This window comes from Saccharopolyspora sp. NPDC049426 (genome assembly GCF_040676935.1).
In the GTDB taxonomy this organism is placed as follows: Bacteria; Actinomycetota; Actinomycetes; order Mycobacteriales; family Pseudonocardiaceae; genus Saccharopolyspora.
This window is the reverse complement of the sequence record NZ_JBFAPZ010000007.1, coordinates 100690-125671: the sequence shown is the minus strand read 5'-3', so window position 1 is coordinate 125671 and position 24982 is coordinate 100690. Positions and strand designations below refer to the sequence as shown.

At 69.6% G+C, this 24982-nt stretch carries 27 protein-coding genes; 17 read left to right on the top strand and 10 right to left on the bottom strand.

Annotated elements, in window-relative coordinates:
- The first annotated feature begins 223 nt into the window (after positions 1-223).
- The 3 genes from AB0J78_RS16960 to AB0J78_RS16950 all read left to right on the top strand — a co-directional run bounded on the left by AB0J78_RS16960 (position 224) and on the right by AB0J78_RS16950 (position 2856).
- Entirely contained in the window at positions 224-1312 is a 1089-nt protein-coding gene (locus tag AB0J78_RS16960) for an adenosine deaminase (RefSeq protein ID WP_363789918.1), read from the top strand.
- Between the two features lie 107 nt (positions 1313-1419).
- Entirely contained in the window at positions 1420-2184 is a 765-nt protein-coding gene (locus AB0J78_RS16955; protein WP_363789916.1) for a helix-turn-helix domain-containing protein, read from the top strand.
- 96 nt (positions 2185-2280) lie between these two features.
- A complete protein-coding gene (locus tag AB0J78_RS16950; RefSeq protein WP_363789914.1) occupies positions 2281-2856 on the top strand; it encodes a sigma-70 family RNA polymerase sigma factor in 576 nt (191 codons plus the stop codon).
- Between the two features lie 6 nt (positions 2857-2862).
- Here the strand turns inward: AB0J78_RS16950 and AB0J78_RS16945 are convergent, their stop codons facing one another.
- Positions 2863-4089: a primosomal protein gene (locus tag AB0J78_RS16945; RefSeq protein ID WP_363789912.1), complete on the bottom strand. Its 1227-nt coding sequence runs from the start codon at positions 4087-4089 to the stop codon at positions 2863-2865.
- 258 nt (positions 4090-4347) lie between these two features.
- Between AB0J78_RS16945 and AB0J78_RS16940 the strand changes: the two genes are divergently transcribed.
- The 3 genes from AB0J78_RS16940 to AB0J78_RS16930 all read left to right on the top strand — a co-directional run bounded on the left by AB0J78_RS16940 (position 4348) and on the right by AB0J78_RS16930 (position 5977).
- The gene (locus AB0J78_RS16940) at positions 4348-4929 is read left to right on the top strand and encodes an SMI1/KNR4 family protein (protein ID WP_363789910.1); all 582 of its coding nucleotides are present in this window, start codon (positions 4348-4350) and stop codon (positions 4927-4929) included.
- Positions 4930-5012: 83 nt separating this feature from the next.
- Positions 5013-5363 (top strand): PadR family transcriptional regulator, encoded by a 351-nt coding sequence (locus AB0J78_RS16935; RefSeq protein ID WP_363789908.1) that lies wholly within the window; start codon positions 5013-5015, stop codon positions 5361-5363.
- Entirely contained in the window at positions 5360-5977 is a 618-nt protein-coding gene (locus AB0J78_RS16930; protein ID WP_363789906.1) for a hypothetical protein, read from the top strand. The genes AB0J78_RS16935 and AB0J78_RS16930 overlap by 4 nt, the downstream gene beginning before the upstream one ends.
- A gap of 27 nt (positions 5978-6004) precedes the next feature.
- Here the strand turns inward: AB0J78_RS16930 and AB0J78_RS16925 are convergent, their stop codons facing one another.
- From AB0J78_RS16925 to AB0J78_RS16910, 4 genes are all read right to left on the bottom strand, one after another.
- Complete coding sequence (locus tag AB0J78_RS16925; protein ID WP_363789904.1) at positions 6005-6877, bottom strand: aldehyde dehydrogenase family protein; 873 nt, start codon at positions 6875-6877, stop codon at positions 6005-6007.
- A complete protein-coding gene (locus AB0J78_RS16920) occupies positions 6870-8306 on the bottom strand; it encodes an aldehyde dehydrogenase family protein (protein ID WP_363789902.1) in 1437 nt (478 codons plus the stop codon). The genes AB0J78_RS16925 and AB0J78_RS16920 overlap by 8 nt, the downstream gene beginning before the upstream one ends.
- The gene (gene deoC / locus AB0J78_RS16915; protein WP_363789900.1) at positions 8306-9253 is read right to left on the bottom strand and encodes a deoxyribose-phosphate aldolase; all 948 of its coding nucleotides are present in this window, start codon (positions 9251-9253) and stop codon (positions 8306-8308) included. Before deoC ends, AB0J78_RS16920 begins: the two co-directional genes overlap by 1 nt.
- A gap of 282 nt (positions 9254-9535) precedes the next feature.
- Positions 9536-9757: a DUF397 domain-containing protein gene (locus AB0J78_RS16910; RefSeq protein ID WP_363789897.1), complete on the bottom strand. Its 222-nt coding sequence runs from the start codon at positions 9755-9757 to the stop codon at positions 9536-9538.
- On the opposite strand from AB0J78_RS16910, the gene AB0J78_RS16905 reads away from it, so the two are divergent.
- The 4 genes from AB0J78_RS16905 to AB0J78_RS16890 all read left to right on the top strand — a co-directional run bounded on the left by AB0J78_RS16905 (position 9743) and on the right by AB0J78_RS16890 (position 13167).
- A complete protein-coding gene (locus tag AB0J78_RS16905; protein WP_363790431.1) occupies positions 9743-9967 on the top strand; it encodes a zinc finger protein in 225 nt (74 codons plus the stop codon). The two genes, AB0J78_RS16910 and AB0J78_RS16905, sit on opposite strands and share 15 nt — an antisense overlap.
- An 88-nt stretch (positions 9968-10055) precedes the next feature.
- Positions 10056-11189: a glutathione-independent formaldehyde dehydrogenase gene (locus tag AB0J78_RS16900; protein ID WP_363789895.1), complete on the top strand. Its 1134-nt coding sequence runs from the start codon at positions 10056-10058 to the stop codon at positions 11187-11189.
- A gap of 72 nt (positions 11190-11261) precedes the next feature.
- Positions 11262-11885 carry a uracil phosphoribosyltransferase gene (gene upp / locus AB0J78_RS16895; RefSeq protein ID WP_363789893.1) on the top strand — a complete coding sequence of 208 codons (624 nt, stop codon included), beginning with the start codon at positions 11262-11264 and terminating at the stop codon, positions 11883-11885.
- A gap of 112 nt (positions 11886-11997) precedes the next feature.
- Entirely contained in the window at positions 11998-13167 is a 1170-nt protein-coding gene (locus tag AB0J78_RS16890) for a glycosyltransferase family 2 protein (protein ID WP_363789890.1), read from the top strand.
- A gap of 67 nt (positions 13168-13234) precedes the next feature.
- Here AB0J78_RS16890 and AB0J78_RS16885 read toward each other — a convergent pair whose 3' ends face one another.
- The 5 genes from AB0J78_RS16885 to AB0J78_RS16865 all read right to left on the bottom strand — a co-directional run bounded on the left by AB0J78_RS16885 (position 13235) and on the right by AB0J78_RS16865 (position 18569).
- Entirely contained in the window at positions 13235-13570 is a 336-nt protein-coding gene (locus AB0J78_RS16885) for a hypothetical protein (protein WP_132622630.1), read from the bottom strand.
- A 250-nt stretch (positions 13571-13820) separates the two neighbouring features.
- Positions 13821-14273, bottom strand: a complete 453-nt coding sequence (locus tag AB0J78_RS16880) for an NAD(P)H-dependent oxidoreductase (RefSeq protein WP_363789886.1) — start codon at positions 14271-14273, stop codon at positions 13821-13823.
- Complete coding sequence (locus AB0J78_RS16875) at positions 14274-15896, bottom strand: phospho-sugar mutase (protein WP_363789884.1); 1623 nt, start codon at positions 15894-15896, stop codon at positions 14274-14276.
- On the bottom strand, positions 15893-16702 hold the full coding sequence (locus tag AB0J78_RS16870; protein ID WP_363789882.1) for a purine-nucleoside phosphorylase: 810 nt from the start codon (positions 16700-16702) through the stop codon (positions 15893-15895). The genes AB0J78_RS16875 and AB0J78_RS16870 overlap by 4 nt, the downstream gene beginning before the upstream one ends.
- A 178-nt stretch (positions 16703-16880) precedes the next feature.
- Positions 16881-18569: a serine/threonine-protein kinase gene (locus AB0J78_RS16865; protein WP_363789880.1), complete on the bottom strand. Its 1689-nt coding sequence runs from the start codon at positions 18567-18569 to the stop codon at positions 16881-16883.
- A gap of 388 nt (positions 18570-18957) precedes the next feature.
- On the opposite strand from AB0J78_RS16865, the gene mbhE reads away from it, so the two are divergent.
- Genes mbhE through mnhG form a run of 7 tightly spaced genes read left to right on the top strand, consistent with a single transcriptional unit; the run spans position 18958 to position 24938 of the window.
- Positions 18958-21279: a hydrogen gas-evolving membrane-bound hydrogenase subunit E gene (mbhE, locus tag AB0J78_RS16860; RefSeq protein WP_363789878.1), complete on the top strand. Its 2322-nt coding sequence runs from the start codon at positions 18958-18960 to the stop codon at positions 21277-21279.
- Positions 21276-21815 carry an MnhB domain-containing protein gene (locus tag AB0J78_RS16855; RefSeq protein ID WP_363789876.1) on the top strand — a complete coding sequence of 180 codons (540 nt, stop codon included), beginning with the start codon at positions 21276-21278 and terminating at the stop codon, positions 21813-21815. Before mbhE ends, AB0J78_RS16855 begins: the two co-directional genes overlap by 4 nt.
- Complete coding sequence (locus tag AB0J78_RS16850; RefSeq protein WP_363789874.1) at positions 21812-22258, top strand: Na(+)/H(+) antiporter subunit C; 447 nt, start codon at positions 21812-21814, stop codon at positions 22256-22258. The genes AB0J78_RS16855 and AB0J78_RS16850 overlap by 4 nt, the downstream gene beginning before the upstream one ends.
- Positions 22255-23790: a Na+/H+ antiporter subunit D gene (locus AB0J78_RS16845; protein ID WP_363789872.1), complete on the top strand. Its 1536-nt coding sequence runs from the start codon at positions 22255-22257 to the stop codon at positions 23788-23790. The genes AB0J78_RS16850 and AB0J78_RS16845 overlap by 4 nt, the downstream gene beginning before the upstream one ends.
- Positions 23783-24331: a Na+/H+ antiporter subunit E gene (locus AB0J78_RS16840; RefSeq protein WP_363789870.1), complete on the top strand. Its 549-nt coding sequence runs from the start codon at positions 23783-23785 to the stop codon at positions 24329-24331. Before AB0J78_RS16845 ends, AB0J78_RS16840 begins: the two co-directional genes overlap by 8 nt.
- A complete protein-coding gene (locus AB0J78_RS16835; RefSeq protein ID WP_363789868.1) occupies positions 24328-24594 on the top strand; it encodes a monovalent cation/H+ antiporter complex subunit F in 267 nt (88 codons plus the stop codon). The genes AB0J78_RS16840 and AB0J78_RS16835 overlap by 4 nt, the downstream gene beginning before the upstream one ends.
- Positions 24591-24938: a monovalent cation/H(+) antiporter subunit G gene (gene mnhG / locus AB0J78_RS16830; protein ID WP_363789866.1), complete on the top strand. Its 348-nt coding sequence runs from the start codon at positions 24591-24593 to the stop codon at positions 24936-24938. Before AB0J78_RS16835 ends, mnhG begins: the two co-directional genes overlap by 4 nt.
- Positions 24939-24982 lie beyond the last annotated feature (44 nt).

The following is a 24982-nucleotide window of genomic DNA, read 5'->3' as shown; positions in this document are numbered from 1 at the left end:
CCCTCAGCGGATGGTCTATTCGCATCAAGCATCCAGAACTGAATGCTCTAAGAAAGACATCTGCATCCATCTGGGTGAGTTTTTTCGCAGGCACCGCTCGGCCAATCGGTTGTGAACCCCGATCGGCGCAGTGGTGGACACCCGCTGAACAGCGCTGAAGCCACGGGGTGATCACGTGGTGGCTCTGTGTGAGCCGCCGGAACGAGGCGGGTAACGTAGTCGCATGTCGACACCGGTGAACCTGGAAAACATCCGGCAGGCGCCGAAGGTGCTGCTGCACGATCACCTCGACGGCGGGCTGCGTCCGCAGACCGTCCTCGATCTCGCCCACCAAGGCGGATACCCCGGGTTGCCCCACGACAACGCCGATGACCTCGCGCGTTGGTTCGTGACGGCCGCGGACTCGGGCTCGCTGGAGCGCTACCTGGAGACCTTCGCGCACACCGTGGGCGTGATGCAGACCAGCGACGCCCTGTTCCGCGTCGCGGCCGAGGCCGCCGAGGACCTGGCGGACGACGGCGTGGTCTACGCGGAGGTCCGCTACGCGCCCGAGCTCTTCCAGGAGCGAGGCCTGACCCTCGACGAGATCGTGCAGGCGGTGCAGGACGGTTTCCGCGAGGGAGAACGCCGCGCGGAGGCCGCCGGGAAACGAATCCGGATCGGCACGCTGCTGTGCGCGATGCGGCAGAACGCGCGATCCACCGAAATCGCCAATCTCGCCATTCGGTACCGGGACGCGCAGGTCGTCGGCTTCGACATCGCCGGGCCGGAAGCGGGATTCCCGCCCACCCGCAACCTCGACGCCTTCGAATACCTGCGGCAGCAGAACGCGCACTTCACCATTCACGCAGGTGAGGCGTTCGGATTGCCTTCAATTTGGGAGGCCATTCAGCACTGCGGCGCAGAACGGCTCGGGCACGGGGTGCGGATCGTCGACGACATCAAGGTCGACGACGACGGCACGGTGCACCTGGGCCGGCTGGCCTCCTACGTGCGGGACCGCCGCATCCCGCTGGAGATGTGCCCCTCGTCGAACCTGCAGACCGGCGCGGTGTCCTCGCTCGCCGACCACCCGATCGGCCTGCTGGCCCGGTTGCGCTTCCGCGTCACGATCAACACCGACAACCGGTTGATGAGCCACTGCTCGATGTCCAGCGAATTCGCCGCGCTGCACGAGACCTTCGGCTACGGCTGGGAGGAGTTCCAGTGGTTCACGGTGAACGCCATGAAGTCGTCGTTCCTCGGGTTCGACGAACGGCTGGCGGTCATCAACGAGCAGATCAAACCGAGGTACGCGGACGTGCTGTCCTGACCGGGACACGCGATGGCGCTAGGCTGCACAGTCTCCGGCGGCACACCGTCGTGCCGCCGGAGATGCCCAGCACAGGTTCGAGTCGCCGCACTGTCCTGGAGGCGCAGGTGAGCAGGACCAGCGAACCCACGTTGATCGCGTCGGTCCAGCGCGCGCTCCGGCTGCTGGAAGTCGTCGGCGAGCACCCCGGCGGGATCACGGCGAAGTGCCTGGCCCGCAGCACCGGACTCGCGCTGTCGACGACCTACCACCTGCTGCGGACCCTCGTCCACGAGGGCTACCTGGTCAAGCTCGACGACGGCGCGTTCATCGTCGGTGAGCAGGTGACCGGTCTGCACGACTCCGCGCAGGCGCAGCAACTGCGCGCCAAGATCCGCGGCGTGATGGCCGAACTCCGCGAAGACCTCAACGCGGCGATCTACCTCGCCCGCTACCAGGACGGCGAGGTCCAGGTCGACGAGATCGTGGACAGCCCGCGCACACCCAGGGTCGACGCGTGGGTGGACTTCCGGCAGGCCGCGCACGCCACCGCGGTCGGCAAGTGCCTGCTGGCCGGGCTCAGCAAGGACGAACGCGCCGACCACTTCCGCAGGCACCCGCCGGAAGACCTCACCCCGCGCACCATCACCGGTGTGCGCGAACTGGTGGAGCGCCCGTCATCGGAGCTGGTCGCCGACACCGGGGAGTACTCGCTGGGCACGGCCTGCCTGGCCGCTCGCGTTCAGAGCGCGACCTCGCCGGTGACGCTCGCGATCTCGTTCCCGGCCCACCAGCTCGCCAGCACCGGCGACTACGTGCGTCCGCTCAGCGCCGCGGCCGACGAGATCTCCCGAGCTCTCGCGCTGGCAGGCGATCGGGCCTGCTGGAACTGACCGAATCCGTGATCACCATCTGAAAATCGGCGCCTTGTCAACCTCTCCCGCGAAACGCGAAAATTTTGCGCAAGCAGCCAGTGAGGGGTTGACCCGATGTCAGCGGGCGACGATGGGACGTTGCTGCACGAGGTCCGAACGGGATCGATGATCGCGTTCGCAGAGCTCTACGCCCGGCACAGAACAGCAGCGCGCACCATGGCTCTGCAGGTCGCTGCGGTTCCGGCCGACGCCGACGACCTCGTTTCGGAGGCGTTCGCCAAGATCCTCGACGTGCTGCGCAGGGGGAGCGGGCCGGAGCGGGCGTTCCGCGCGTACCTGCTCACCACGATCCGCAACCTCGCCGCAGGCGTCAACGCCAAGTCGCGCCGAACGCTCCTGGCGGCCGACATCGACGAGTTCTGCGAGCCGGAGGATCCGGTGCAGTTCACCGAGTCGGCCATCGGGGAGTTCGAGAAGACCTGCGTGAGCGAGGCGTTCGCCCGCCTGCCCGCGCGCTGGCGCCAGGTCCTGTGGTCGGTCGAGGTGGAGAACCAGACGCCGTCGGACCTGGGCCGCCGCTACAACATCAGTCGCAACAGCGCGGCGGCCCTGGTCTACCGGGCGCGGAAAGGACTCCGCCAGGCCTACGAGCAGTGCCTCGCGGCACCGGAGCTGACCTCGGCCGCGTGAGCCGGGTCAGTGCTTGCGGAAGCGGTCTTCGAGATCGGCCATGAGCTTGCGCCAAGTCTGGACCTCGGCGTCGAACGGCGGGCTCGGAGGCATCCGGTTCGGGCTCGGGCGCAGGATGAACGACACCAGCCAGCCCAGTCGTTCCGAGGGCTGCAGGGCGTTCTCGGCGCTGTCGTCGCCGGCCCAGGCCGCTGCGTCGAGCAGCAGCTCCTCGGCCAGGTCCAGCTGGGTGGGGTCCACTTCGGACGGGCCTTCGCCGAGGTCGGTGTCCAGACCGGCCAGCACGTAGGTGTTGTCCGACTCGACCTCGACCTCCAGCTCGCCGCCGGTGGCCGCGTCGCGCAGGCGCTGCCAGGTGGCCACCCGCGCCAGATCGGTGCTCTCGACGGCTTCGTCGTCGGCCAGGAAGCGGGCGAGCGCGCGCCGCGAGGTGAACACGTCGATCTTGCCGTCGTCGCCGAGGAAGACCGGGTCGTCGCCGAGGTAGCAGCGCAGCGTGTAGAGCTCGCTGTCGCTGGTGACGATCTGGATGGGATCGATGCCGATCTCGCCCCAGAAGCCGAGTTCGACCTCTTCGATCTCGTCCACATCGGAGGCCGAGGCGGCGGTGCTGTCCTCGTCGGAGTAGGTCTCGGTCGCCTCGGCGAGCTCGGTCTCGGCGGTGGCGACGGCGTCCGCGGGCACCTCGGGGGTGGTCACGACGGAGTCGATGGCGTCGAGCACCTCGTCCCAGCGCTCCACGACGACCTTGCACAGCTCGTTCCAGCGCTTCTGCCCGTCGCGGCCGTTGAAGGCCAGCATGCCCTGGTTGAGCAGGGAGAAGCCGTCGGCCGAGTCGAGGACCTCGTCCACGGCGTCGAGCTCGCACACCTCGGCCAGCGACCGGGCGATCTCGACGATGTCGGCGAGTTCGGCGACGGTCCAGGTGTCCAGCGGCTCCGCCACCAGCTCCGGGACGCCGACCAGGTCGAACTGGTGGTCCTCGTCGGGGCTGAGCTCGACGGCCGACAGCGCGGGCACCACGTGCCACGCCGGGTGGTCGTCGAGGTCGTGTTCCCGTGCTGTGCGCACGAACGCGGCCAGCCGCGCGGGATCGGGGAAGCCGTAGAGGTCATCCCCGTACCCGAGGAACGCTTCCCATTCCTCACCATCTTCGCGCCAGTGCGGTGCCCACAGGGTGACGACGTCTCCCTGCGGCAGCCCGAGCTCGATGGGGACGATGTCCTGCGCCATCTCTCTACCTCCGGTCACCAGAACCAGACCCCGCGGAAGCCTACGGGTTGGCCGTGGACGGCTTGTGCCCTGGTCCGGTGTCACCGTATCTGGTTCGATCATTGCAACGGCCGACGGAACAGTTGGTAACGATCCCCTGTCGCTTCTCGAACTTGAGGGCTACCCGGATCCGCTGTTCGGTCCAGCGCCTTCACCGTTCGTCTCCGAAGTCCCCTTTGGCGGTACCGCCCCACTGCGCAGCCGGAGACCATGATCAGAATGGATGTCACGGAGCTGTGGAGTCAGATCGCGCACTGGCTCGGGCGACATGCGCCGGTCACGGCAGCCGCTCTGCGTCCGCCAGTCCAGGAACCTGACTTCGTCGAGCTCGAGGGCGAGTTCTCCGTTGCACTGCCGGACGAGTTGCGAGCGCTGTGGATCTGCTGCGGTGGTACCGAGGGCGATGTGCTGGCCGACGTCCTGCCGCCGTTCTACACGCCTTACGGCGCGCACCAGGCGTTGTCGGCGTGGCGCGATCACCGCAAGACCTGGACGGCGCAGTGGGACCGACCGGCCTGCGACTACTACGCGGGATCGCCGGGATCGAGCTTCCACCCGTCGTGGATCCCGATCGCCGGTGATGGTTTCGCCGATGAGCTGGTGGTCGACCTGCGGCCGGGGCCGTTGCGCGGGTGCGTGCTGGAGTGGGAGCAGGAGCACGCGCAGGTGCTGCGGCCGGAGTGGCAGGGCATCACGGCGATGCTCGCCGACGTGCACCGAGCGCTGACCGACGGCGTCCCCGCCGGGCACAGCTACCCGACTGTGACCGAGGACGGCCGTCTGGACTGGCAAATCCGCTGATCAGATCCCCATCGGAGTTCCGGTGGGGATTTTCTCCGACCTACTAGTTGGTGTCGCACACTAGTCGGTGTTACGTTGTAGTCATGGCGGAACGGACGACGGCCAGGCAGACGCAATGGCTGCGCGGGGTGCTCGACCTCGCGGTGCTGGCGCTGCTGGCCGAAGGCGGAGAGGGCTACGGCTACACGCTGCTGCAGCGGTTGGCCGAGGCCGGACTGCCGGACATGAAAGCCGGGACGCTCTACCCGCTGCTCAATCGGCTGGCCGCCGACGGCCTGCTGCAGGCGGAGTGGCGGGCGGGCGAAGGCGGCCCCGGCCGGAAGTTCTTCTCCCTGACCGATCAGGGCCGCGCCGCGCTGGCGGAGATGGGACCGAAGTGGGTCGAGTTCGCCCGGAACTCGATCGCCGTTGTGGAACGAGGGGTGCGAGCATGATGACGCTGGACAAGTACACCGATGACCTGCACAAGGCGCTGCGCTTCCACGAGGTATCCGGTGAGCGCGTGGGCGAGGTGCTCGCCGAGGTCGAGGCGCACGTGGCCGAGACCGGTGAGGACCCGGTGGACGCGTTCGGCAAGCCGCGCGACTACGCGCGGCAGGTCGCCGCGCAGCTCGACCCGGCCACCGGCAAGCGCTCCACCGGCGGCATCGTGCTCACCTTCGTCGCCGTCGCGACGCTGGCCCTGTTCGGCCAGACCTTCTTCGGCGACGGGCTCGCCCTGGACGAGGCGGGGGTGGTCTACACGCTGCGCGATGTCGTGGCGCAGCCGCTCCTCCTGGTGGCGGTCGTCGTCGTGGCCCTGCTGGTCTACCTCGCTCGCACGGCCTCCGCGAACAACAAGCTCTACGCCGGTGGGGCCGTCGTCGCGCTGATCGCGGGCTTGGGCGCCCAGGTGATCTGCAACAAGCACCTCGACGACGAGACTCCGGTCGTCACCGCCCCGAGCTGGTTGATCCTCACCCTCGGCGTCGTCTTCCTCGTCGGCATGTTCGCGATGCTCGCGCACTCCATCCGCCGAGGTCGGGTCCGCTACCCGAACAAGCACTGACGTCGTCCACCCGAACGCGAAGTGGCCTCAGGTTCCCGCGGGGTGCCACACGGTCTTGATCTCGGTGAAGGCGCGCAGGCGCTGCAGATCGGGTTCGCCGGTCCAGTCGGGTTCACCGCGGACCGGCAGCACCCGCTTGACGGTGTCCGCGGCCGAGCGCGCGAGCTCGACGCGCAGCTCGTGGGAGGCCCCGGTCGGGTCCAGCGCGTCGACGTCGGCGTGGGAGGCCAGCCACGGGCCGAGCTCGGCGGCCCGGCCGGTCAGCACGTTGACCACCCCGCCCGGAACGTCCGAGGTGGCCAGCACTTCCGCGAGCGTGATCGCGGGCAGCGGCCGCTCCCCGGAGGTCACGACCACGCAGGTGTTGCCCGCGGCGATCACCGGAGCGATCACGCTGACCAGCCCCAGCAGCGAGGACTCCTGCGGCGCCAGCACGCCCACGACCCCGGTCGGTTCGGGCGTGCTGAACGAGAAGTACGGGCCCGCAACCGGGTTCGACGCGCCGAGCACCATCGCGATCTTGTCGGTCCAGCCCGCGTACCAGACCAGGCGATCCACCGAGGTGTCCACGGTGGACAAAGCGGCTTCCCGCGAGATGCCTTCGGCGGTGGAGACCTCGGCGGCGAACTGCTCGCGCCGCCCCTCCATCACCTCGGCGATGCGGAACAGCACCTGGCCCCGGTTGTAGGCGGTGGCACCGGACCAGCCGCCGAACGCCTTGCGGGCGGCGGCGACGGCGTCGCGCACGTCCTTGCGGGAGGCGTGCGCGACGTTGGCCTGGAACTCCCCGTCCGCAGAGGTCACGGCGAACACCCGTCCGGATTCGGAGCGCGGGAACGCGCCACCGATGTAGAGCTTGTAGGTCTTGGCGACGGCCAGCCGGCCGGCAACGTCAGACATCGAGGTACGCCTCCAAACCAGCCCGGCCGCCCTCGCGGCCGAACCCGGATTCGCGGTAGCCGCCGAAGGGCGCGGTCGGGTCGAACCGGTTGAACGTGTTCGCCCACACCACGCCCGCGCGCAGCTTCTGCGCCGCCCACAGGATCCGCGAGCCCTTCTCGGTCCAGATCCCGGCCGACAGCCCGTAGGGCGTGTTGTTGGCCTTGGCGATCGCCTCGTCGGGCGTGCGGAACGTCAGCACCGACAGGACGGGACCGAAGATCTCCTCGCGGGCGATCCGCATCGACTGCTGCACCCCGGAGAACACCGTCGGCGCGAAGAAGAAACCGCGTTCCGGCAGCTCGCAAGGGCTGCTCCAGCGCTGGGCACCTTCGGCGGAACCGCCCTCGACGAGCTCGGTGATCTTGCTGAGCTGCTCGGCGGAGTTGATGGCGCCGACGTCGGTGTTCTTGTCCAGCGGGTCACCCACGCGCAGCGTGCTCACCCGCGCGCGCAGCTTCTCCAGCAGTTCTTCGGCCACGGTCTCCTGCACCAGCAGCCGGGAACCCGCGCAGCACACGTGGCCCTGGTTGAAGAAGATGCCGTTGACGATGCCCTCGACGGTCTGGTCCAGGGGCGCGTCGTCGAAGACGATGTTGGCGGCCTTGCCGCCCAGCTCCAGCGTCAGCTTCTTGCCGGTCCCGGCCACGGTCCGCTGGATCTGCTTGCCGACCTCGGTCGAGCCGGTGAAGGCCACCTTGTCCACGTCCGAGTGCGCCACCAGCGCGGCCCCGATGTCACCGGCGCCCGGCACGATGTTGACCACGCCCGCCGGCAGCCCGGCCTGGTGGCAGAGGTCGGCGAACACCAGCGCGCTCAGCGGCGTCGTCTCGGCGGGCTTGAGCACCACGGTGTTGCCGCAGGCCAGCGCCGGCGCGATCTTCCACGCCAGCATCAGCAGCGGGAAGTTCCACGGGATCACCTGTCCGGCCACGCCCAGCGGTTTCGGGTTGGGCCCGAAACCGGCGTGGTCGAGCTTGTCGGCCCAGCCGGCGTGGTGGAAGAAGTGCGCTGCGGCGGTGGGGACGTCGACGTCGCGGGATTCCTTGATGGGCTTGCCGTTGTCCAGCGTCTCCAGCACCGCCAGCTCGCGGGAGCGCTCCTGGATGAGCCGCGCGATCCGGAACAGGTGCTTCGCCCGCTCCTTGCCCGGCAGCTTCGACCACACCTGGTCGTGGGCGCGGCGCGCGGCGGCGACCGCCCGGTCCACGTCGCCGGTGTCGGCCGAGGACACCTCGGCGAGGGTTTCCTCGGTCGCCGGGTTGACGGTCTTGATGGTCTGCCCGCCGCCGTCGACGAACTCGCCGTCGACGAACATCCGGTAGTTCGGCTTGAGGTCGGCGAGCTCGCGCGACTCCGGCGCGGGCGCGTACTCCCAAGGGCTGGTCATCAGTCCACCGCCACGTAATCGGGGCCGCTGTAGTGGCCTTCGAGCTGGGTTCGCCGCTGCATGAGCAGATCGTTGAGCAGGCTGGACGCGCCGAACCGGAACAGGTCGGGGGTGAGCCACTCGGGCCCGGCGACCTCGTGCACCGCCACCAGGTACCGGATCGCGTCCTTGGTGTTGCGGATGCCGCCCGCGGGTTTGACACCGCGCAGCTCACCGATGGTGTCCCGCCAGTCGCGCACGGCCTGCAGCATCAGGTGCGTGACCGGCAGCGTCGCGGCGGGGGAGACCTTGCCGGTGGAGGTCTTGATGAAGTCACCTCCGGCCAGCAGCGCCAGCCACGACGCCCGGCGCACGTTGTCGTAGGTCGCCAGCTCGCCGGTCTCCAGGATGACCTTGAGGTGCGCGCTGCCGCAGGTGGCCTTGACGGCCTTGATCTCGTCGAAGACCTGCCCGTAGCGCCCGGCCAGGAACGCGCCCCGATCGATGACCATGTCGATCTCGTCGGCTCCGGCGGCCACGGCGTGCTCCACGTCGGCCAGTTTCACGGCCCGCGCGGCCCGCCCGGAGGGGAACGAGGTGGCCACCGAGGCCACGTGGATCCCGGACCCGTCGAGCTCGGCGACGGCGGTGGCGGCCAGGTCGGAGTACACGCACACGGCTGCGACCCGCGGAACCCCGTCCTGCCCGGGGTCGGGCCGCCGAGCCTTGGCGCACAGCGCCCGGACCTTGCCCTCGGTGTCGGCGCCTTCCAGGGTCGTCAGGTCGACCATGGAGATCGCGGTGTCGATGGCCTGCATCTTGGAGTTCTTCTTGATGCTCCGGGTGCCCAGCCCGGCGGCCCGCTGCTCCAGCCCCACCTGGTCGACGCCAGGAAGACCGTGCAGGAACCGGCGCAGCGACCGGTCATCCCGCACGGCGTCGTCAAGATCGAACGGCGTCCATGCCATGCCCGGCAGTCTAGGTCCAGACCTGGGGTGGGCGTCCGGATGGAGCGTTCACGCCAATTCGCCCATGACCCGTAAACCCTGCTCCCGGCCACCCGCCGCCATAACCACACCTGGCTCAACCCAGCCAACGCCCCGAAGAGCCAGGCGCCGCCACCAACCCGAGACCCCACACCGAACCCCCGGTGCCAGGATGCCCCGGAATACCGCAGTAATCGGGTGCCGGAATACCGCAGTAATCAGGTACCTGATTACTGCGGTATTCCGGGTGAGGTGACCGAGGCGTTACGGGGTCACGGGGTGGTGTTGCTGGTTGCGGAGGCCGGAGAGGAAGTCGTTCCACCGCTCACGGCTGAAGGCGAGGGTGCCGCTCTCGCGGTCCTTGGTGTCGCGCACCCCGACCACCTCGTCGGTGACCGCGACTTCGACGCAGTAGGAGTTGTCCGAGCTGCGTGACGACTTCCGCCAAGCAGCGTCGGATAAGACGTACTTATTGCCGTCACTCATAAATTCGACTCTAGCGGCGGCCTCCGCCACGCCCTGCACCCCGCGGAACCGCCGCACCCTGGCCAGGTCCGCGAAACCCTCTGCGGCGAGACGATCAACCTGGGCAAACCGACCGCGATCGACTGGCTGTCCCCGACGTGCGACACCTGCTGGCTGACCGCCACCGCGACACGCGACCGCCTCCACCCGCCCCGGGGCGATTCCCGCTGAAGTCCTCCGGCCGTGGGAGTGCGCTCGGCCGGAGATGGGTAGTCCCCTGGGGCCATGAGCGGTCACGCATGTGTTCTGGAGGTCTGAGATGAAGGCCGTCGTGTACCAAGAGCCTTACCGGGTTGCTGTGAATGAGGTGGAGAGTCCGAGGATCCAGCATCCCAGCGACGTGATCGTGCGGGTGACCTCGACCGCGATCTGCGGTTCGGACCTGCACATGTACGAGGGGCGCACGGCCGCTGAGCCGGGAATCGTGTTCGGGCACGAGAACATGGGCGTCGTCGAGGAGCTCGGCGAGGGCGTCGTCGGCCTGAGCAAGGGTGACCGGGTGGTGATGCCGTTCAACGTCGCCTGCGGGTTCTGCAAGAACTGCATGGCGGGCAACACCGGCTTCTGCCTGACCGTGAACCCCGGGTTCGCGGGCGGGGCCTACGGCTACGTCGCGATGGGGCCCTACACCGGTGGGCAGGCCGAGTACCTGCGGGTCCCGCACGCCGACTTCAACTGCCTGAAGCTGCCCTCCGGCAGCGAGCACGAGACCGACTTCGTGCTGCTGGCCGACATCTTCCCGACCGGCTACCACGGGTGCGAGCTCGCGCAGGTGTCGCCGGGCGAGACCGTCGCGGTGTACGGGGCGGGGCCGGTGGGCCTGATGGCCGCCTACTCCGCGCTGCTGCGGGGCGCGTCCCGTGTGTTCTGCGTGGACCGCGTCGCGGAGCGGTTGGCCAAGGCCGAGGAGATGGGTGCGATCCCGATCGACTTCTCGCAGGGCGATCCGGTTCAGATGATCAAGGAAAGCACCGACGGCGAGGGGACCGACAAGGGCGTCGACGCCGTCGGCTACCAGGCCCAGGTCGGCGACGCGTCCAAGGAAGAACCCGCCATCGTGCTCAACTCGCTGATCGAAACCGTGCGCCCGACCGGGCGTCTCGGCGTGCCCGGCCTCTACGTGCCCGCGGATCCGGGCGGCCCGTCGGAGGAGGCCAAGAAGGGCAGGCTGCTGGTGTCGGTCGGGAGGATGTTCGAGAAGGGCCAGGTCATCGGCACCGGCCAGTGCAACGTCAAGCGCTACAACCGCCAGTTGCGCGACATGATCATCTCGGGTCGGGCGAAGCCGAGCTTCGTCGTCTCCCACGAGCTGTCGCTGGACGACGCCCCTGATGCCTACAGCAAGTTCGATCAGCGCATCGAGGGCTACACGAAGGTCGTCCTGCACCCGTAGACGTGCGATCGGAGACACGTTCGCGCAAGTCGGTACGCCGGGGGTGGAAAGCGGCCGTTACGGTTGTCCGTCATGGACGTTCGGGTCGTGGACCACCCCCTGGCGAAGTCGCGGTTGTCGACGATGCGCGATGCGCGCACCAACAGCGCCGCCTTCCGCGCGGCGCTGCAAGAGCTCACGCTGATGCTCATCTACGAAGCGACGCGCGATGCCCAACTGGCGGAAGAGCCCATCCACACGCCCGTGGCCAAGACCACCGGCTACCGGATCGCGAACCCGCCGCTGCTGGTCCCGGTGCTGCGGGCCGGGCTGGGCATGGCCGACCAGGCGCACCGGTTGATCCCGGAGGCGCAGATGGGCTTCGTCGGGCTCGCCCGGGACGAGGAGACCCTGCAGCCCACCCCGTACCTGGAGTCGCTGCCCGCGGACCTCACCGGCATCCCGGTGCTGGTGCTGGACCCGATGCTGGCCACCGGCGGTTCGATGGTGCACACCATCGAGCTGCTGGTCGAGCGCGGCGCCACCGACGTCACCGCCATCTGCACCCTCGCCGCGCCCGAGGGCGTCCGGCGCCTCGAAGAGGCCGGCCTGCCGGTGAACGTGGTGACGGCGAGCATCGATAACCGGCTCAACGAATCGGGCTTCATCGTCCCCGGCCTCGGCGATGCCGGGGACCGCGAGTACGGGGCCGTCTGACCCCACGACCCGTTCGCCACACCCCGTAGGAGCGTGGGCGCAACGCGAAGTTCAGCGCCAATTAGGGCATTTGATCAGCACCCGTTTGCCCCTTCCGTGGCACGCTGAGTTCGTGGTTTCACCGCGAAGACACACGAACCGCTGGTCGTTGGTGCTCGGTGCGGTCGCCGTGGGGGTGTTGATCCGCAGCGTGCGCACGATCCGCCAGACGCGCGCCATCGCGTCGCTGCGAGAACCCCGATCGGGTGAGGTCGCGCCGCCGAAGGTCACCGTTGTCGTCCCCGCCCGCAACGAAGCCGCTGTCCTCGCCGACTGCCTGAACTCGATCGTGTCGCAGACCCACGACGCCCAGCACGAAGCGCTGCTGCGGGTGCTCGTGGTCGACGACGGCTCCACCGACGCCACCGGCGAGATCGCCCGCGAGTTCGCCCGGCGCGACCCGCGCGTGGTGCCGGTGCGGGTGGACTCGCCGCCGCCCGGCTGGGGCGGCAAGGTGCACGCGATGCACGTCGGCGTGGAGGCCGCCGGTCCGCCGGAGGCCGGTGAGTGGCTGCTGTTCCTCGACGCCGACACGGTCGCCGCGCCCGATCTGCTCAGCCGCCTGCTGGCCACGGCCGACGCCATCGAGGCCGACCTCGTCTCCACCCCTGGCGGCCCGCCTGCGGACCGCTCGGCGACCTGGCCGCTGCTGATGCCGCCCGGGTTGCAGCTCATCGGCGAGAACGCCTCACCGGACGGCCGGGGTCGCAAGGCGTTCGCCATCGGCCACTGCATCCTGGTGCGCCGCTCGCACTACGAGAAGGTCGGCGGCTGGGCCGCGTTCGCCGCGATCCGCAACGAGGACGTCGCGATCGCCACCGCCGTGCGCGACCACGGCGGCACCACGCGCACCGTCGACGGCCTCGACCACCTGCGCACCAGCGGGATGGACCCCTTCGAGCAGGGCTGGGCGTCGTTCCGGAAGAGCTTCGTGGCGGGCACCAAGGGCTCGGCACCGGTGCTGGCGGCCATCGGCCTCGGCCAGATCGCGATGTCGCTGGCCGCGCCGCTGTCGGTGCTGGTGGGGCGCGGACGCCGGCCCGTGCTGACCGCGCTCGGGCTCGTCGGCTGCGCCGCGCAGGGCGCCGCCCACGCCGGGACGGCGAGGTTCATGCGGGCGAACCCCGAGCTCGCGCCGCTGGCACCGATCAGCGGGACGCTGTTCGGCGTGCTCCTGCTCGACGGCGCCGTGCGCGCCCACCAGGGCCGCGACCAGTGGAAGGGCCGTCGTTCGAGTTTCTAGAAGAGCGGCCCGGCCGGACAGGCCGGCCGGGCCATCGCGTTGATTCGAGAAGGATCTTCAGAGACGGTCAGCCGACGGAGTCGCTTCGCAGTCTGCGCATCGCGATCGGTGCGCCTGCCAGGTCCTCCTCGTTGCACATCAACTTCAGGTCGTAGTACGGGGCGCCGTCTCGATCGTCGTAATCGAGATGAACCGCGATCACATCGATCGGTTCGCCGAGCCAGTTCTGGGCCTCGCGAAGCCACTTGGCGGATCGTTCCAAAGCCGCCGGTAGGTCGTCGTCACGGAACTCGACCGGCCGGTAGGGAACGCCCTGAACCTGGTCGTGAGGACCAGGGGGCTTGGGGAGATCCACGGAGACGCCGGAGTCATCGAGTTCGAGTCGGATCGTTTCCTCACTCACTGTCGCAGGGTAACGCGTACGGCCCCGGAAATGCTGCTGGAGGGCCTGCGGATTCCTCGACGGTCACGAAGGAGCGGGTGGCGGCTGATTACGATGAGCGAAGGTGCGGGGCGCCCCGAACATCGCACGTGATGAGGGAAGGCGGGCTCTGTCCGGGGCGCCCCGCCGTCGTCAAGGGGCGCGCCCCGACGACACGATCAGGTTATAGGAGACGCCCCAACCAAGATCAACTGGGTGGTCCCGGGACCACCTACGGCATCAGGTTCGCGGCCACCGTGGCGCCCAGCTCCCAGCAGGAATCCAGGTCGGATTTCTCCGGCGCGCCCAGGACGGTCGCGGGCTCGGCCGCCTGCTGCCAGCCCAGCCCGGTGGTGATCGAGGTGATCGCGCGCTGCGCTCCCTCGATGCCCTCGTTGCCGTGCACGTAGTAGCCGAACGGCCGTCCGCTGGTCGCGTCCAGGCAGGGGTAGTAGATCGTGTCGAAGAAGTGCTTCAGCGCGCCCGAGATGTAGCCCAGGTTGGCGGGTGTCCCCAGTAGGTAGCCGTCGGCGTCGAGGACGTCGGAGGCGGTGGCGCTCAGCGCGGGCCGCCGCACGACCTCGACCCCCTCGATCTCGTCGGTCGTCGCACCTGCCACCACCTGCTCGAACATCGCCTGCATGCCGGGCGAGGGTGTGTGGTGCACGATCAGCAGCTTGGCCATCTACTCCTCCACCAAGGCCGTCACGGCTCGGGTGAGCTCGTCCAGGCGGTCCGCGGCGCGCTGCTTGGCCTCCGCCAGCGGCAGCTCGCCGACCTGCTCGACCACCTGCAGGTAGCACTTGAGCTTCGGTTCGGTTCCCGACGGGCGGATCACCACGCGCAGCCCGCCGTCGCCGGTGACCACCAGCGCGTCGGTGTCCGGCAGCAGGTCGCGCGTCCGCACGGCCGTTCCCGCCAGCTCCTGCGGCGGTTCGCCGCGCAGCCGCTCCATGATCCGCGGGATCACCGCCAGGTCCGTCACCCGCACCGACACCTGGCCCGTCTGGTGCACGCCGTGCTCGGTGAACAGCTCGTCGAGCAGGTCCAGCAGGTGATCGCCCGAGGCCAGCAGGCTCGCGGTCAGGTCGCAGGCCAGCACCGCCGCCGAGATGCCGTCCTTGTCGCGCACCCGGTCGGGGTCGACGCTGTGCCCCAGCGCCTCCTCGTAGGCGTACACCAGACCGGTTCCCTCGCCGTCGCCCGCGCGCACCAGCCACTTGAATCCGGTGAGCGTCTCGGCGTAGCGGACCCCGAACTCGGCGGCGATCGAACGCAGCATGCTGGAGGACACGATCGTCGTGGCGACCAGCGGATCCGGCGCTGATTCATCCAAAGTGGACAGGATGTGCCAGGCCAGCAGCACCCCGGTCTCGTCGCCGCTCAACATCCGCCAGGTGCCCGCATCGCGCACGCCCAGCGCGCACCGGTCGGCATCCGGGTCCAGCGCGATCGCGAGATCCGCGTTGATGTCCTCGGCCAGCTGCAACAACTCGTCCGTCGCGCCGGGCTCCTCCGGGTTCGGGAAACCCACCGTCGGGAAGTCCGGGTCCGGTTCGGACTGCGAGGCCACGAAGTGCACGTCGTCGAAACCCGCGCGCTGCAACGCCCTTCGCAACGTCTTCGCGCCGACGCCGTGCAGCGCCGTCGCCGCCACCCGGACCTCGCGGTCGCCGCCGCGCGGCAACGCCGACACCCGGGCCAGGTAGTCGTCCTGACCGGACTCCAGCAGCGTCCAGTTCTGCTTGCGCGACACCGCTTTCGCCGCAGGCGTCTTCGCGATCGCCGCCTCGATCTCGGCATCCGCCGGACCCACCAGCTGGACGCCGCCACCCAGGTAGAGCTTGAAACCGTTGTCCTGCGGCGGGTTGTGCGACGCCGTGATCTGGATCCCGGCCACCGCGTCCAGAGCCCGCGCGGCGTGGGCGACCACCGGCGTCGGCAGCGGCTCCGGCAGCACCCGCACGTCGAAGCCCACCGCCGCCAGCACACCCGCGACGTCCAGGGCGAAATCCTCCGACCCGTGCCGGGCGTCCCTGCCCACCACCACGATCCCGCCGCCGAGCCCCTGCTGCACCAGCCAGCTCGCGACCCCGGCGGTGGTGCGCACGACCACCGCCCGGTTCATGCCGTTGGCACCCGCGCGCACCGGGGCGCGCATCCCCGCCGTGCCGAAGCGCGGCATGCCCGACATCCGGTCGGCCAGCTCAGGCGAGTCGAGGAGTTCCCGCAGCTCGTCCTGGGCGCGAGGGTCGACGTCGTCGGCGATCCACTGCTCCGCGGCCGCCCGGACATCCGGCTGGGTCACGCCGCCTCCAGCAACGCCCGCAGCAACCGGCCCATCCGCGATGCCGAAACCCTGCCCGCCTCCAGGACCTCCTCGTGGTTGAGCGGCTGACCGCTCAACCCGGCCGCCAGGTTCGTCACCAACGACAGGCCGAACACCTCTGCGCCCAGCGACCGCGCGGTGATGGCCTCCAGCACGGTCGACATGCCCACCAGGTCCACGCCGAGGGTGCGCAGCATCCGGATCTCGGCCGGGGTCTCGAAGTGCGGACCCGGCAGACCCGCGTAGACGCCCTCCTCCAGCGAGGAGTCGATGCCGCGCGCCAGTTCCCGCAGCCGCGGTGAGTAGAGGTCGGTCAGGTCCACGAAGTTCGCGCCCACCAGCGGCGACAGCGAGGTCATGTTGATGTGGTCGCTGATCAGGACCGGCTGCCCGACCTGCATGCCCTCGCGGATGCCGCCTGCCGCGTTGGTGAGCATCACCGTCCGGCACCCGGCCGCTACGGCGGTCCGCACGCCGTGCGCGACCTTCACGATGCCGTGGCCCTCGTACATGTGGGTGCGGCCGAGGATGACCAGCACGCGCTTGTCGCCCACCGGCACCGAGCGCATCTTGCCGGTGTGCCCGACGGCGCCCGGCTTGGCGAAGCCCGGCAGCTCGTCCATGCTGATCTCGGCTTCGGGCGTCCCGATCTCGTCGGCGGCGGGCTGCCAGCCGGAACCGAGGACGACGGCCAGGTCGTGGCCGTCGGCACCCGTGAGCTCGGCGAGCTTCGCCGAAGCCTCGTGGGCGAGGGCGGACGGGTCGGAGATGTTCGTAGCGGTCACGGCCGGGCAGCTTAGTCTCTCCGTTTTTCCGGCGCGTGCTCGTCCGCCTCACCTGCGGTCGGTTTTGGTCCGAACTGACCGGGCAAATGGGACATCGAGCGTGGACGGTTCGGACCAGAACGGCCCATTGGCGACGACGATCCGCAGCGGGTCCGGTGCTCGCGACCGGGCCGCGGCCTCAGCCGGCGGGTTCGAAGGTGGGGAGCACCTGGTCCAACAGGGCCTCCGCCGTCTGCCACTGATCCGGACTGCTGGTCACCCGGACGATCCAGAGGTCGTCGTCGGATTGCCGCAACGCCGCCGTGGTGCGGCGCTCGATCTCCTTCGCCGGACCGCTGAGCAGCTGCTCCACCTTGGTCGAGTAGACGACCCTGCGCACGCCGTTGACCGTGTGGAAGCTGTTGACGGTGACGTCGGCCGCCGGGCCGCCGATCGCTCGCGGCAGCTGCGTCTGGTAGCCGTCCAGCGTCAGCCCCCTGTCGAAGTAGCCGCCGTAGCGCTGCACCGCGACCTCCGTGGCCCCATCAGCGGACACGAACGCGACCACCGAGTTGTTCGAGAGGTCGTTGCGCTCGCTGTGGAAGGTGCGCCACCCGGCCGGAGCCATGATCGAGAACTCGCCGCCGTTGGGCGCCGCCGAGTGCTTCGCGTTCTCCCTGTGCGGCGTCAGCGCCGGAAGCGCCGGGTTCGGGTCCGAGGTGGACGGTGGCTCCAGCTCCGGAAGCAGCGACTGGCCGGCCATCAGTCGCGTCACCGCGAACGAGCCGATCAGCGCAGCGGTGAACAGCAGCAGCGCTGCCAGCACCAGCGCGAACGCGCGCAGCGGACGGCGCTTCTTCTTCGGCGGGTCGTGCAGCGCGAACGGTGGCGGACCGGGATCGGCCGCCAGCGGCGCCGAACCGGTGAGCTGCGGAGCGGGCGGGATCGACGGCTTGTCCTGAGAGGTCTGCTGCAGCACCCGCTGCCGGACCCGGACGGTCGGCGCTTCGGGATCCAGCAGCATCGCGAACGGACGGGCGCCCGGTTCCGGCAGCAGGTGCTGCAACCGGCGCCGCACCTCCGTCAACGGCATCCGCTGCGCCGGGTCCTTGACCATCAGCGCCCGGATCACGTCGCCCACCGCGCCCGGCCGGTGCAGCGTCGGAACGGGACCGCGCACGACCTCGGTGACCGTCGCGAGTGGATCGTCGCCCACGTCGTAGGGCGGGCGGCCCTCGGCGGCGGCGAACAGCGTGGCGCCCAAACCCCACAGGTCCGCGGCGGCCGTCACCGCTTCTCCGGCGGCGACCTCGGGGGCGATGTAGGCCGGAGTTCCCAGCAGGATCCCGGTGTTGGTGAGCGTGTGCTCGGCGACGTTGCGGGAGATGCCGAAATCGCTGACCTTCAACCGTCCGTCGTCGCCGATCAGCACGTTGCCCGGTTTGACGTCGCGGTGCACGATCCCGGCCCGGTGCGCGGCGTCCAGCCCGGCCGCGACGCCGTCGGCGATCACCGCGAGCTGGTTGTCGTCGAGCGCGCCGTGGTCGTCGAGGATCGCCGCCAGGCTCTGCGACGGGACGAGCTCCATCACCACGAACGGCTCGTCCTGGTCGCGCGCGACGTCGTAGAGCGTCACCACGTTGGGGTGCGACAGCACCGCGATGGCGCGTGCCTCGCGCAGCGCGCGTTCGCGCAGCTCGGCCGCCTCTTCCTCCGGCATTCCCGGCGCGAGCTTGACCTGCTTGACGGCCACCGGGCGATGCAGCAGTTCATCTGTGCCGTACCACACGGTGCCCATCGCGCCGCCGCCGAGCTTGCGCTCCAGGCGGTACCGGTCGGCGATCAGCCGACCGATGCCGGCGAGGGTGTTCTGGTTGTCGGTGGGCACGGCCACATTTTCCACCTTCGGTCCGACAGTCGGGCCGGAACGGGTCCGAAGACCTCCGAAAACTCAGCGGCGAGACATCGACCACCGGGAGATCGCCCAGGTCGGGAGACGATGTTACGCCACGTGAAGAATCCCACTCGCAAAGTCGCGGTCTCGTACCGTTTTCGAGGCGAACGTTATTTCGGCGCAACGAAAAACCGCCTCCCAGCGGCCCGGACGCTCCGATGCGCGGTGTTGGCGCGAGCCGGGTGCGTGCAGATAACTTGTCAGTGGTCGGACCTTCCGGACATCCGCGACGACTGATCGCGTCGTGGTGCGCGGACCTCCTGGGTGGCGAATGATCGGACGAGGCTGGCGGGCATGACAACAGCGGTGCGGAGGAGGTGCTTTGTTCGGCTTCGTCATCGCGCACCTGTTGGTGGCCGTGCTCCTGCCGCTGGTGGCCCGGCGCAACACCCGCGCAGCGTTCCTGATCGCCGCGATCCCACCCGCCGCGGCCGCCTTCTGGCTGCTCGCCCGCACCCCGCAGGTGCTCGCGGGCGCGACGATCACCGAGACCGTGCCCTGGGTGCCGCTGATCGGCCTGAACTTCGGCTTCCGTCTGGACGCGCTCGCGCTGGTGATGACCATCCTGGTCTGCGGCCTGGGCGTGCTGGTGCTGATCTACGCCGACTCCTACTTCGCCCGAGGACGCGGTGACGCGCGGCGTTCCGCACCGCTGCTGCTGGGCTTCGCCGGAGCGATGCTCGGACTGGTCGTGGCCGACGACCTCACCACCGTCTACATCTTCTGGGAACTGACCACGGTCTGCTCGTTCCTGCTGGTCGGGCAGGCGGGCATCAGCCGCGAATCCCGCCGGTCGGCGCTGCAGGCGCTGATGATCACCAGCCTCGGCGGTCTGGTCATGCTGCTCGGCTTCGTCGTGCTGGGCGAGACGGCGGGCACCTACCGGATCTCCGAGCTCATCGCCCACCCGCCGACCGGCACCGCCACCGCCGTGGCCGCGGTGCTGATCCTCGTGGGCGCGTTCACCAAGTCCGCGCAGCTGCCCTTCCACAACTGGCTGCCCGCCGCCATGGTCGCCCCCACCCCGATCAGCGCCTACCTGCACGCGGCGTCGATGGTCAAAGCCGGTGTCTTCCTCGTCGCCCGGCTCGGCCCGATCTTCGCAGCGCAGCCCGAATGGCGCGTTCCGGCCGTGGTGTTCGGGCTGGCCACCATGCTCTTCGGCGGCTGGCGCGCGCTGCACGAGCACGACCTGAAGAAGCTGCTGGCCTACGGCACGGTCAGCCAGCTCGGCTTCCTGATGGTGCTCTTCGGCGCGGGCAGCCACGACGCCGCGCTCGCCGGAGCGACGATGCTGCTGGCGCACGGCCTGTTCAAGGCCACCCTGTTCCTGGTCGTCGGCATGATCGACCACCAGGCCGGCACCCGCGACATCCGCAAGCTCTCCGGGCTCGCCGCCCGACAGCCGTGGCTCGCGGTGATCGCCGCCCTGGCCGCTGCGTCGATGGCGGGACTGCCGCCGATGCTCGGCTTCCTCGGCAAGGAGGCCGCGTTCGGCGCGTTCCTGTCCGGCCCAGCGGGTGCTGCGGTCGACGTCTTCCTGGTGCTCGGCTCGACGCTCACCGTCGCCTACAGCCTGCGCATGTGGTTCGGCGCCTTCGGGACCAAACCCGGGCTCGCGCCGACCACCGTCAAACCCGCCGACCTGCAGGCCCTGATCCCCGCCGGGCTGCCCGCGCTCGCTGGCCTGCTGCTGGGCGTCGCCTACCCGGTGGCCCACGAGCTCGCCGTCGGCTACGCGACGTCTTACGAGTCCGTCGGCAAGCCCGCCGAGCTCGCGCTGTGGCACGGCTTCAGCCTCCCGCTCGCGCTGTCGGTGCTCGCCGTCGCCGGTGGCCTGGGGCTGCACCGGGCGCGCACCCCGCTCACCGCCTGGCGCAACCGGCTTCCGCAGCCGCTCAACGCCCAGCGCGGCTACGAGCGGATCACCGCGCTGCTGGAACGCGTCGCGGTCGCCGTCACCGCGCGCACCCAGGTGGGTTCCCTGCCCACCTACCTCGGCATCATCCTCGTGACGGTCGTGGCCATCCCCGGATCGGCCCTGCTGATCCAGTTCACCGTGCCCGACGACCTGCGCGCCTACGACAACCTGCTGCAGGTGCCGCTGAGCCTGGGCGTGGTGCTCGCCGCGCTGGCCGTGCTGCGCGCCCACCGCAGGCTCACCGCGGTGCTGCTGGTCGGCGTCATCGGCTACGGCATCGGTGGGCTGTTCATCGTCGACGGCGCCCCGGACCTCGCGCTCGCCCAGTTCCTGGTGGAGACGCTGACCGTCGTGGCGTTCGTGTTCGTGCTGCGCAGGCTCCCGGAGCGCTTCACGCAGGCCGACTCGTCGAAGGCCATCCGGATCCCCAAGGCGATCATCGCCAGCGCCGCCGGGCTGTTCGTCGCGCTGGCCGCGATCGGGTTCAGCTCGGCGCGCCAGGCACCGCCGGAGGCCAGCCAGTACTTCATGGATCACGCGGAGAAGGGCGCCGGGGCCACCAACGTGGTCAACGCGATCATCGTGGACTTCCGCGCCTTCGACACCGTCGGCGAGATCGCCGTCCTCGCGGTGGCCGCGACCGGTGTCGCCAGCTTGATCCTGGCCTCCAGGCACGAACGCCGGAGGCGCGAGCAGACGCAACAGCAGGAGGTGCGCAAGTGAGTCCCTCGACCAAGCCGTCATGGACGAGCTGGGACGCGCCGACCGAGCGCTGGCTGCTGTCCGGTTTCCGCCGCGAAGGCCAGGCCCGCTCTGTGCTGCTGGAGCTGGTCGCGCGCATCGTGTTCCCGACCGTGCTGGTGCTGTCGATCTACCTGCTGTTCGCCGGGCACGACCGTGCGGGCGGCGGCTTCACCGGCGGCCTGGTGGCCGGGCAGGCGTTCCTGCTGCGCCACCTCGCCGGTGGCCGCATGGACGACAGCGCCGTGGTGTCGATGCGACCGCCGGTGCTGATCGGCCTCGGCCTGACGATCGCCTGCGCCTCGGCGTTCCTGCCGCTGCTCTTCGGTGGCCAGCTGCTGGAGACCGCGATCTACAAGTTCACCCTGCCGCTGCTGGGCGAGATCAAGTTCGTCAGCAGCGTCATCCTCGACACCGGTGTGTTCCTGCTGATCGTGGGCGTGGTGCTGGACCTGCTGCGCACCCTCGGCTCGGGCATCGAGGCCGATGCCGACGCGGCGGCGAGGGGGCGCCGATGACCATCAACCTGACCGTCGCGTTCGCCATCGCGGTCCTCTACTCGGTGGGCTTCTACCTGCTCATGCAGCGTTCCCTGATGCGGATCCTGCTGGGCATCGTGGTCCTCGGCCACGGCTCGAACCTGCTGCTGCAGATCGCGGGCGGCCCGCCCGGACGCCCCCCGATGCTCGACGTCGCCCGCCCGGAGGAGATGACCGATCCGCTGCCGCAGGCCATGGCGCTGACCGCCATCGTGATCACCTTCGCGCTCACCACGTTCCTGCTGGCGCTGGCCTACCGCTCCTGGACGCTGCTGGGCCACGACGAGGTCCGCGACGACGTCGAGGACCGCCGGATCCAGCGGTTGGAGAAGCGGCTGGAGTCCGGTGATGAGTCGGACGAGGACTCGACGGACGACGAGAAGTCGACGGAGGACGAACCGGCGAAGGAGGCGGCGCAGTGACGGTCCTGGTCGCCCTGCCGGTCCTGCTGCCGCTGGCCGCCGCCGGGCTCTCGCTGGCCCTCGGCCGCTTCGCCGACGTGCAGCGGATCCTCGGCCTGCTGGTGCTGGGCGTGATCATCGCCGACGCGGCGGTGCTGCTCTACGCCTCCGACCAGAGCGGGCCCGTGGTGCTGCAGATGGGCGCCTGGCAGGCTCCCTTCGGCATCACGCTCATCGCCGACCGGCTCTCGTCGTTGCTGCTGCTGGTGTCCTCGGTCGTGACGTTCGCGGTGCTGATCTACTCGATCGGGCAGCGCATCACCGACTACGGCCGGGAGCGCTCCAGCACGACGTTCCACCCGATGTACCTGATGCTGTGCGCGGGCGTGTCGCTGGCGTACCTCACCGGCGATCTGTTCAACCTCTTCGTCGCCTTCGAGATCATGCTCAGCTCGTCGTACGTGCTGATCACCCGCCGCACCACCTCCACCCGGGTCCGCGCGGGCATGACCTACACGATCGTCAGCCTCGCCTCGTCGCTGCTGTTCATCACCATGATCGCGCTGGTCTACGCCTCGACCGGCACGGTCAACCTCGCCGACCTGGGCACCAAGGTCGCCGACCTGCCGCGCGGCCTGCAGATCGCGCTGGCGCTGCTCGTGGTGATCGTGTTCGGCGTGAAGGCCGCGATGGTGCCGCTGCACTTCTGGCTGCCGGACAGCTACCCCACGGCGCCCGCGCCGGTCACCGCCGTGTTCGCCGGCCTGCTGACCAAGGTCGGCATCTACGCGCTGATCCGCACCCAGACGCTGGTGTTCTCGCACGCCGAGACCTGGGACCTGATGCTCGGCATCGCGCTGATCACCATGATCGTCGGCGCGCTCGGCGCCCTCGCGCAGAACGACCTCAACCGGTTGCTGTCGTTCCTGCTGGTCAGCCACATCGGGTACATGCTGTTCGGGCTCGGCGTCTACAACGTCGTCGGCCTGACCGGCGTGATCCTCTACGTCGTCCACCACATCACGGTGCAGGCAACGTTGTTCCTGGTCAGCGGTCTGATCACGCGGCACAGCGGAACGGTGGCGCTGACCCGCATGGGCGGCATGGCCAAGGTCACCCCGCTGATCGCGGTCCTGTTCGCGCTCCCGGCGCTGAGCCTGGCGGGCGTGCCGCCGTTCTCCGGTTTCGTCGCCAAGCTCGCGCTGCTGCAGGCGGGCATCGGCAGCGGAACCATCACCGGCTACGCGGTGACCGCCGGTGCCGTGCTGACCAGCCTGCTGAGCCTCTACGCGATGGCGCGGGTGTGGACCAGGGTGTTCTGGGGCCAGGTGAAGGCTCCCGCGCCGGACCCGGACCCGACCGACGAACTGGTCGTCGGCACCGCCAGCTCCAGTCGTCCGATGCTGGCCGCGACCGGCGTGCTCGTCGTGTCCAGCCTGGTGATCGCGCTGGTCGCGGGCCCGCTGGGAGAGGTCGCGGGCCGCGCGGCCGGGGACCTGATGCACGGCGAGATCTACCGGGCCGCGGTTCTGGGAGGTGGTTCCGGTGGGTGAGCGAATGCCGAAGCACCAGCGCCTGCTGCGCCGGGTTCCGCTGGTGGTCTGGCTGACCGCGGTGTGGGTGCTGCTGTGGGGCAGTTTCGACGTCGGCACGCTGTTCTTCGGCGTGCTGGTGGCGCTGCTGGTGACCCTGCTGTTCCCGCTGCCGATGATCCGCACCGGCATGGTGCTGCGTCCGCTGCCGCTGCTGCGGCTCGTCGGCTACCTGGCCTGGGACCTGGTGATCTCCACCCTCCGGGTGGCCTGGCAGGCGGTCTGGCACCGGCGCAGCGCCAAGGCGGGCATCGTGGCCAGCACGCTGCGCACCGACTCCGACCACCTGATCGCGATCGTGGCCAGCGCGGTGTCGCTCGCACCGGGCAAGTTCGTGCTGCAGATCGACCGCGCCAACCGCACCTGCTACGTCTACGCGCTGGGCCTGCGTCCCGGCGAGGAGGACTCGGTGCGACGCGAGATGTGGTTCCTGGAACGGCTGGTCGTCGATGCGGTCGGCTCCGCCGGACAACGAGAACTGGTCAGGGGTGATGCGGGGTGATCTGGGTCTTCGCCGTGACCTTCGTGCTGCTGAGCGTGGCAGGGCTGCTGGTGGTCGTCCGGTTGCTGCTCGGCACGACCACGTTGGACCGGATCGTAGCGGTCGACGTGCTGGTGACGCTGGTCGTCGCGGGCACCTGCGTGGGCATGGGCTTGCAGCAGGACGGGTCGAACATCGCGCTGCTGGCGGCCTTCGCGCTGCTGGCCTTCATCGGGTCGATCAGCACCGCGAAGTTGATCGAGAGGAAGGAGCCGTACCGATGAGCTGGACGGACGTCTTCTCCGCGATCTGCCTGATCGGTGGCGCGCTGTCCTGCCTGTTCGGCGCGATCGGGCTGCTGACCTTCCCGGACGTGACCGCGAGGCTGCAGGCCGCCACGAAACCGCAGACGCTGGGCCTGATCCTGATCCTGATCGGCACCGGAGTGCAGCTGGACCTCGGTTATGCCACCGGATTGATCCTCGTTGGACTGTTCCAGATGCTCACCGCGCCTGTTCTCGCGCAACTCGTGGGCCGGGCCGCTTATCGCACCGATAGCGTCGATCGGGACACCTTGATCGTCGATGAGCTCGGGGAGCGAATCGATCGTGAACCGGGAGTTCGCTGAACCGGCGGTTGTCCCCCGACGGTCGTTCTAGGACTGTCCTCACT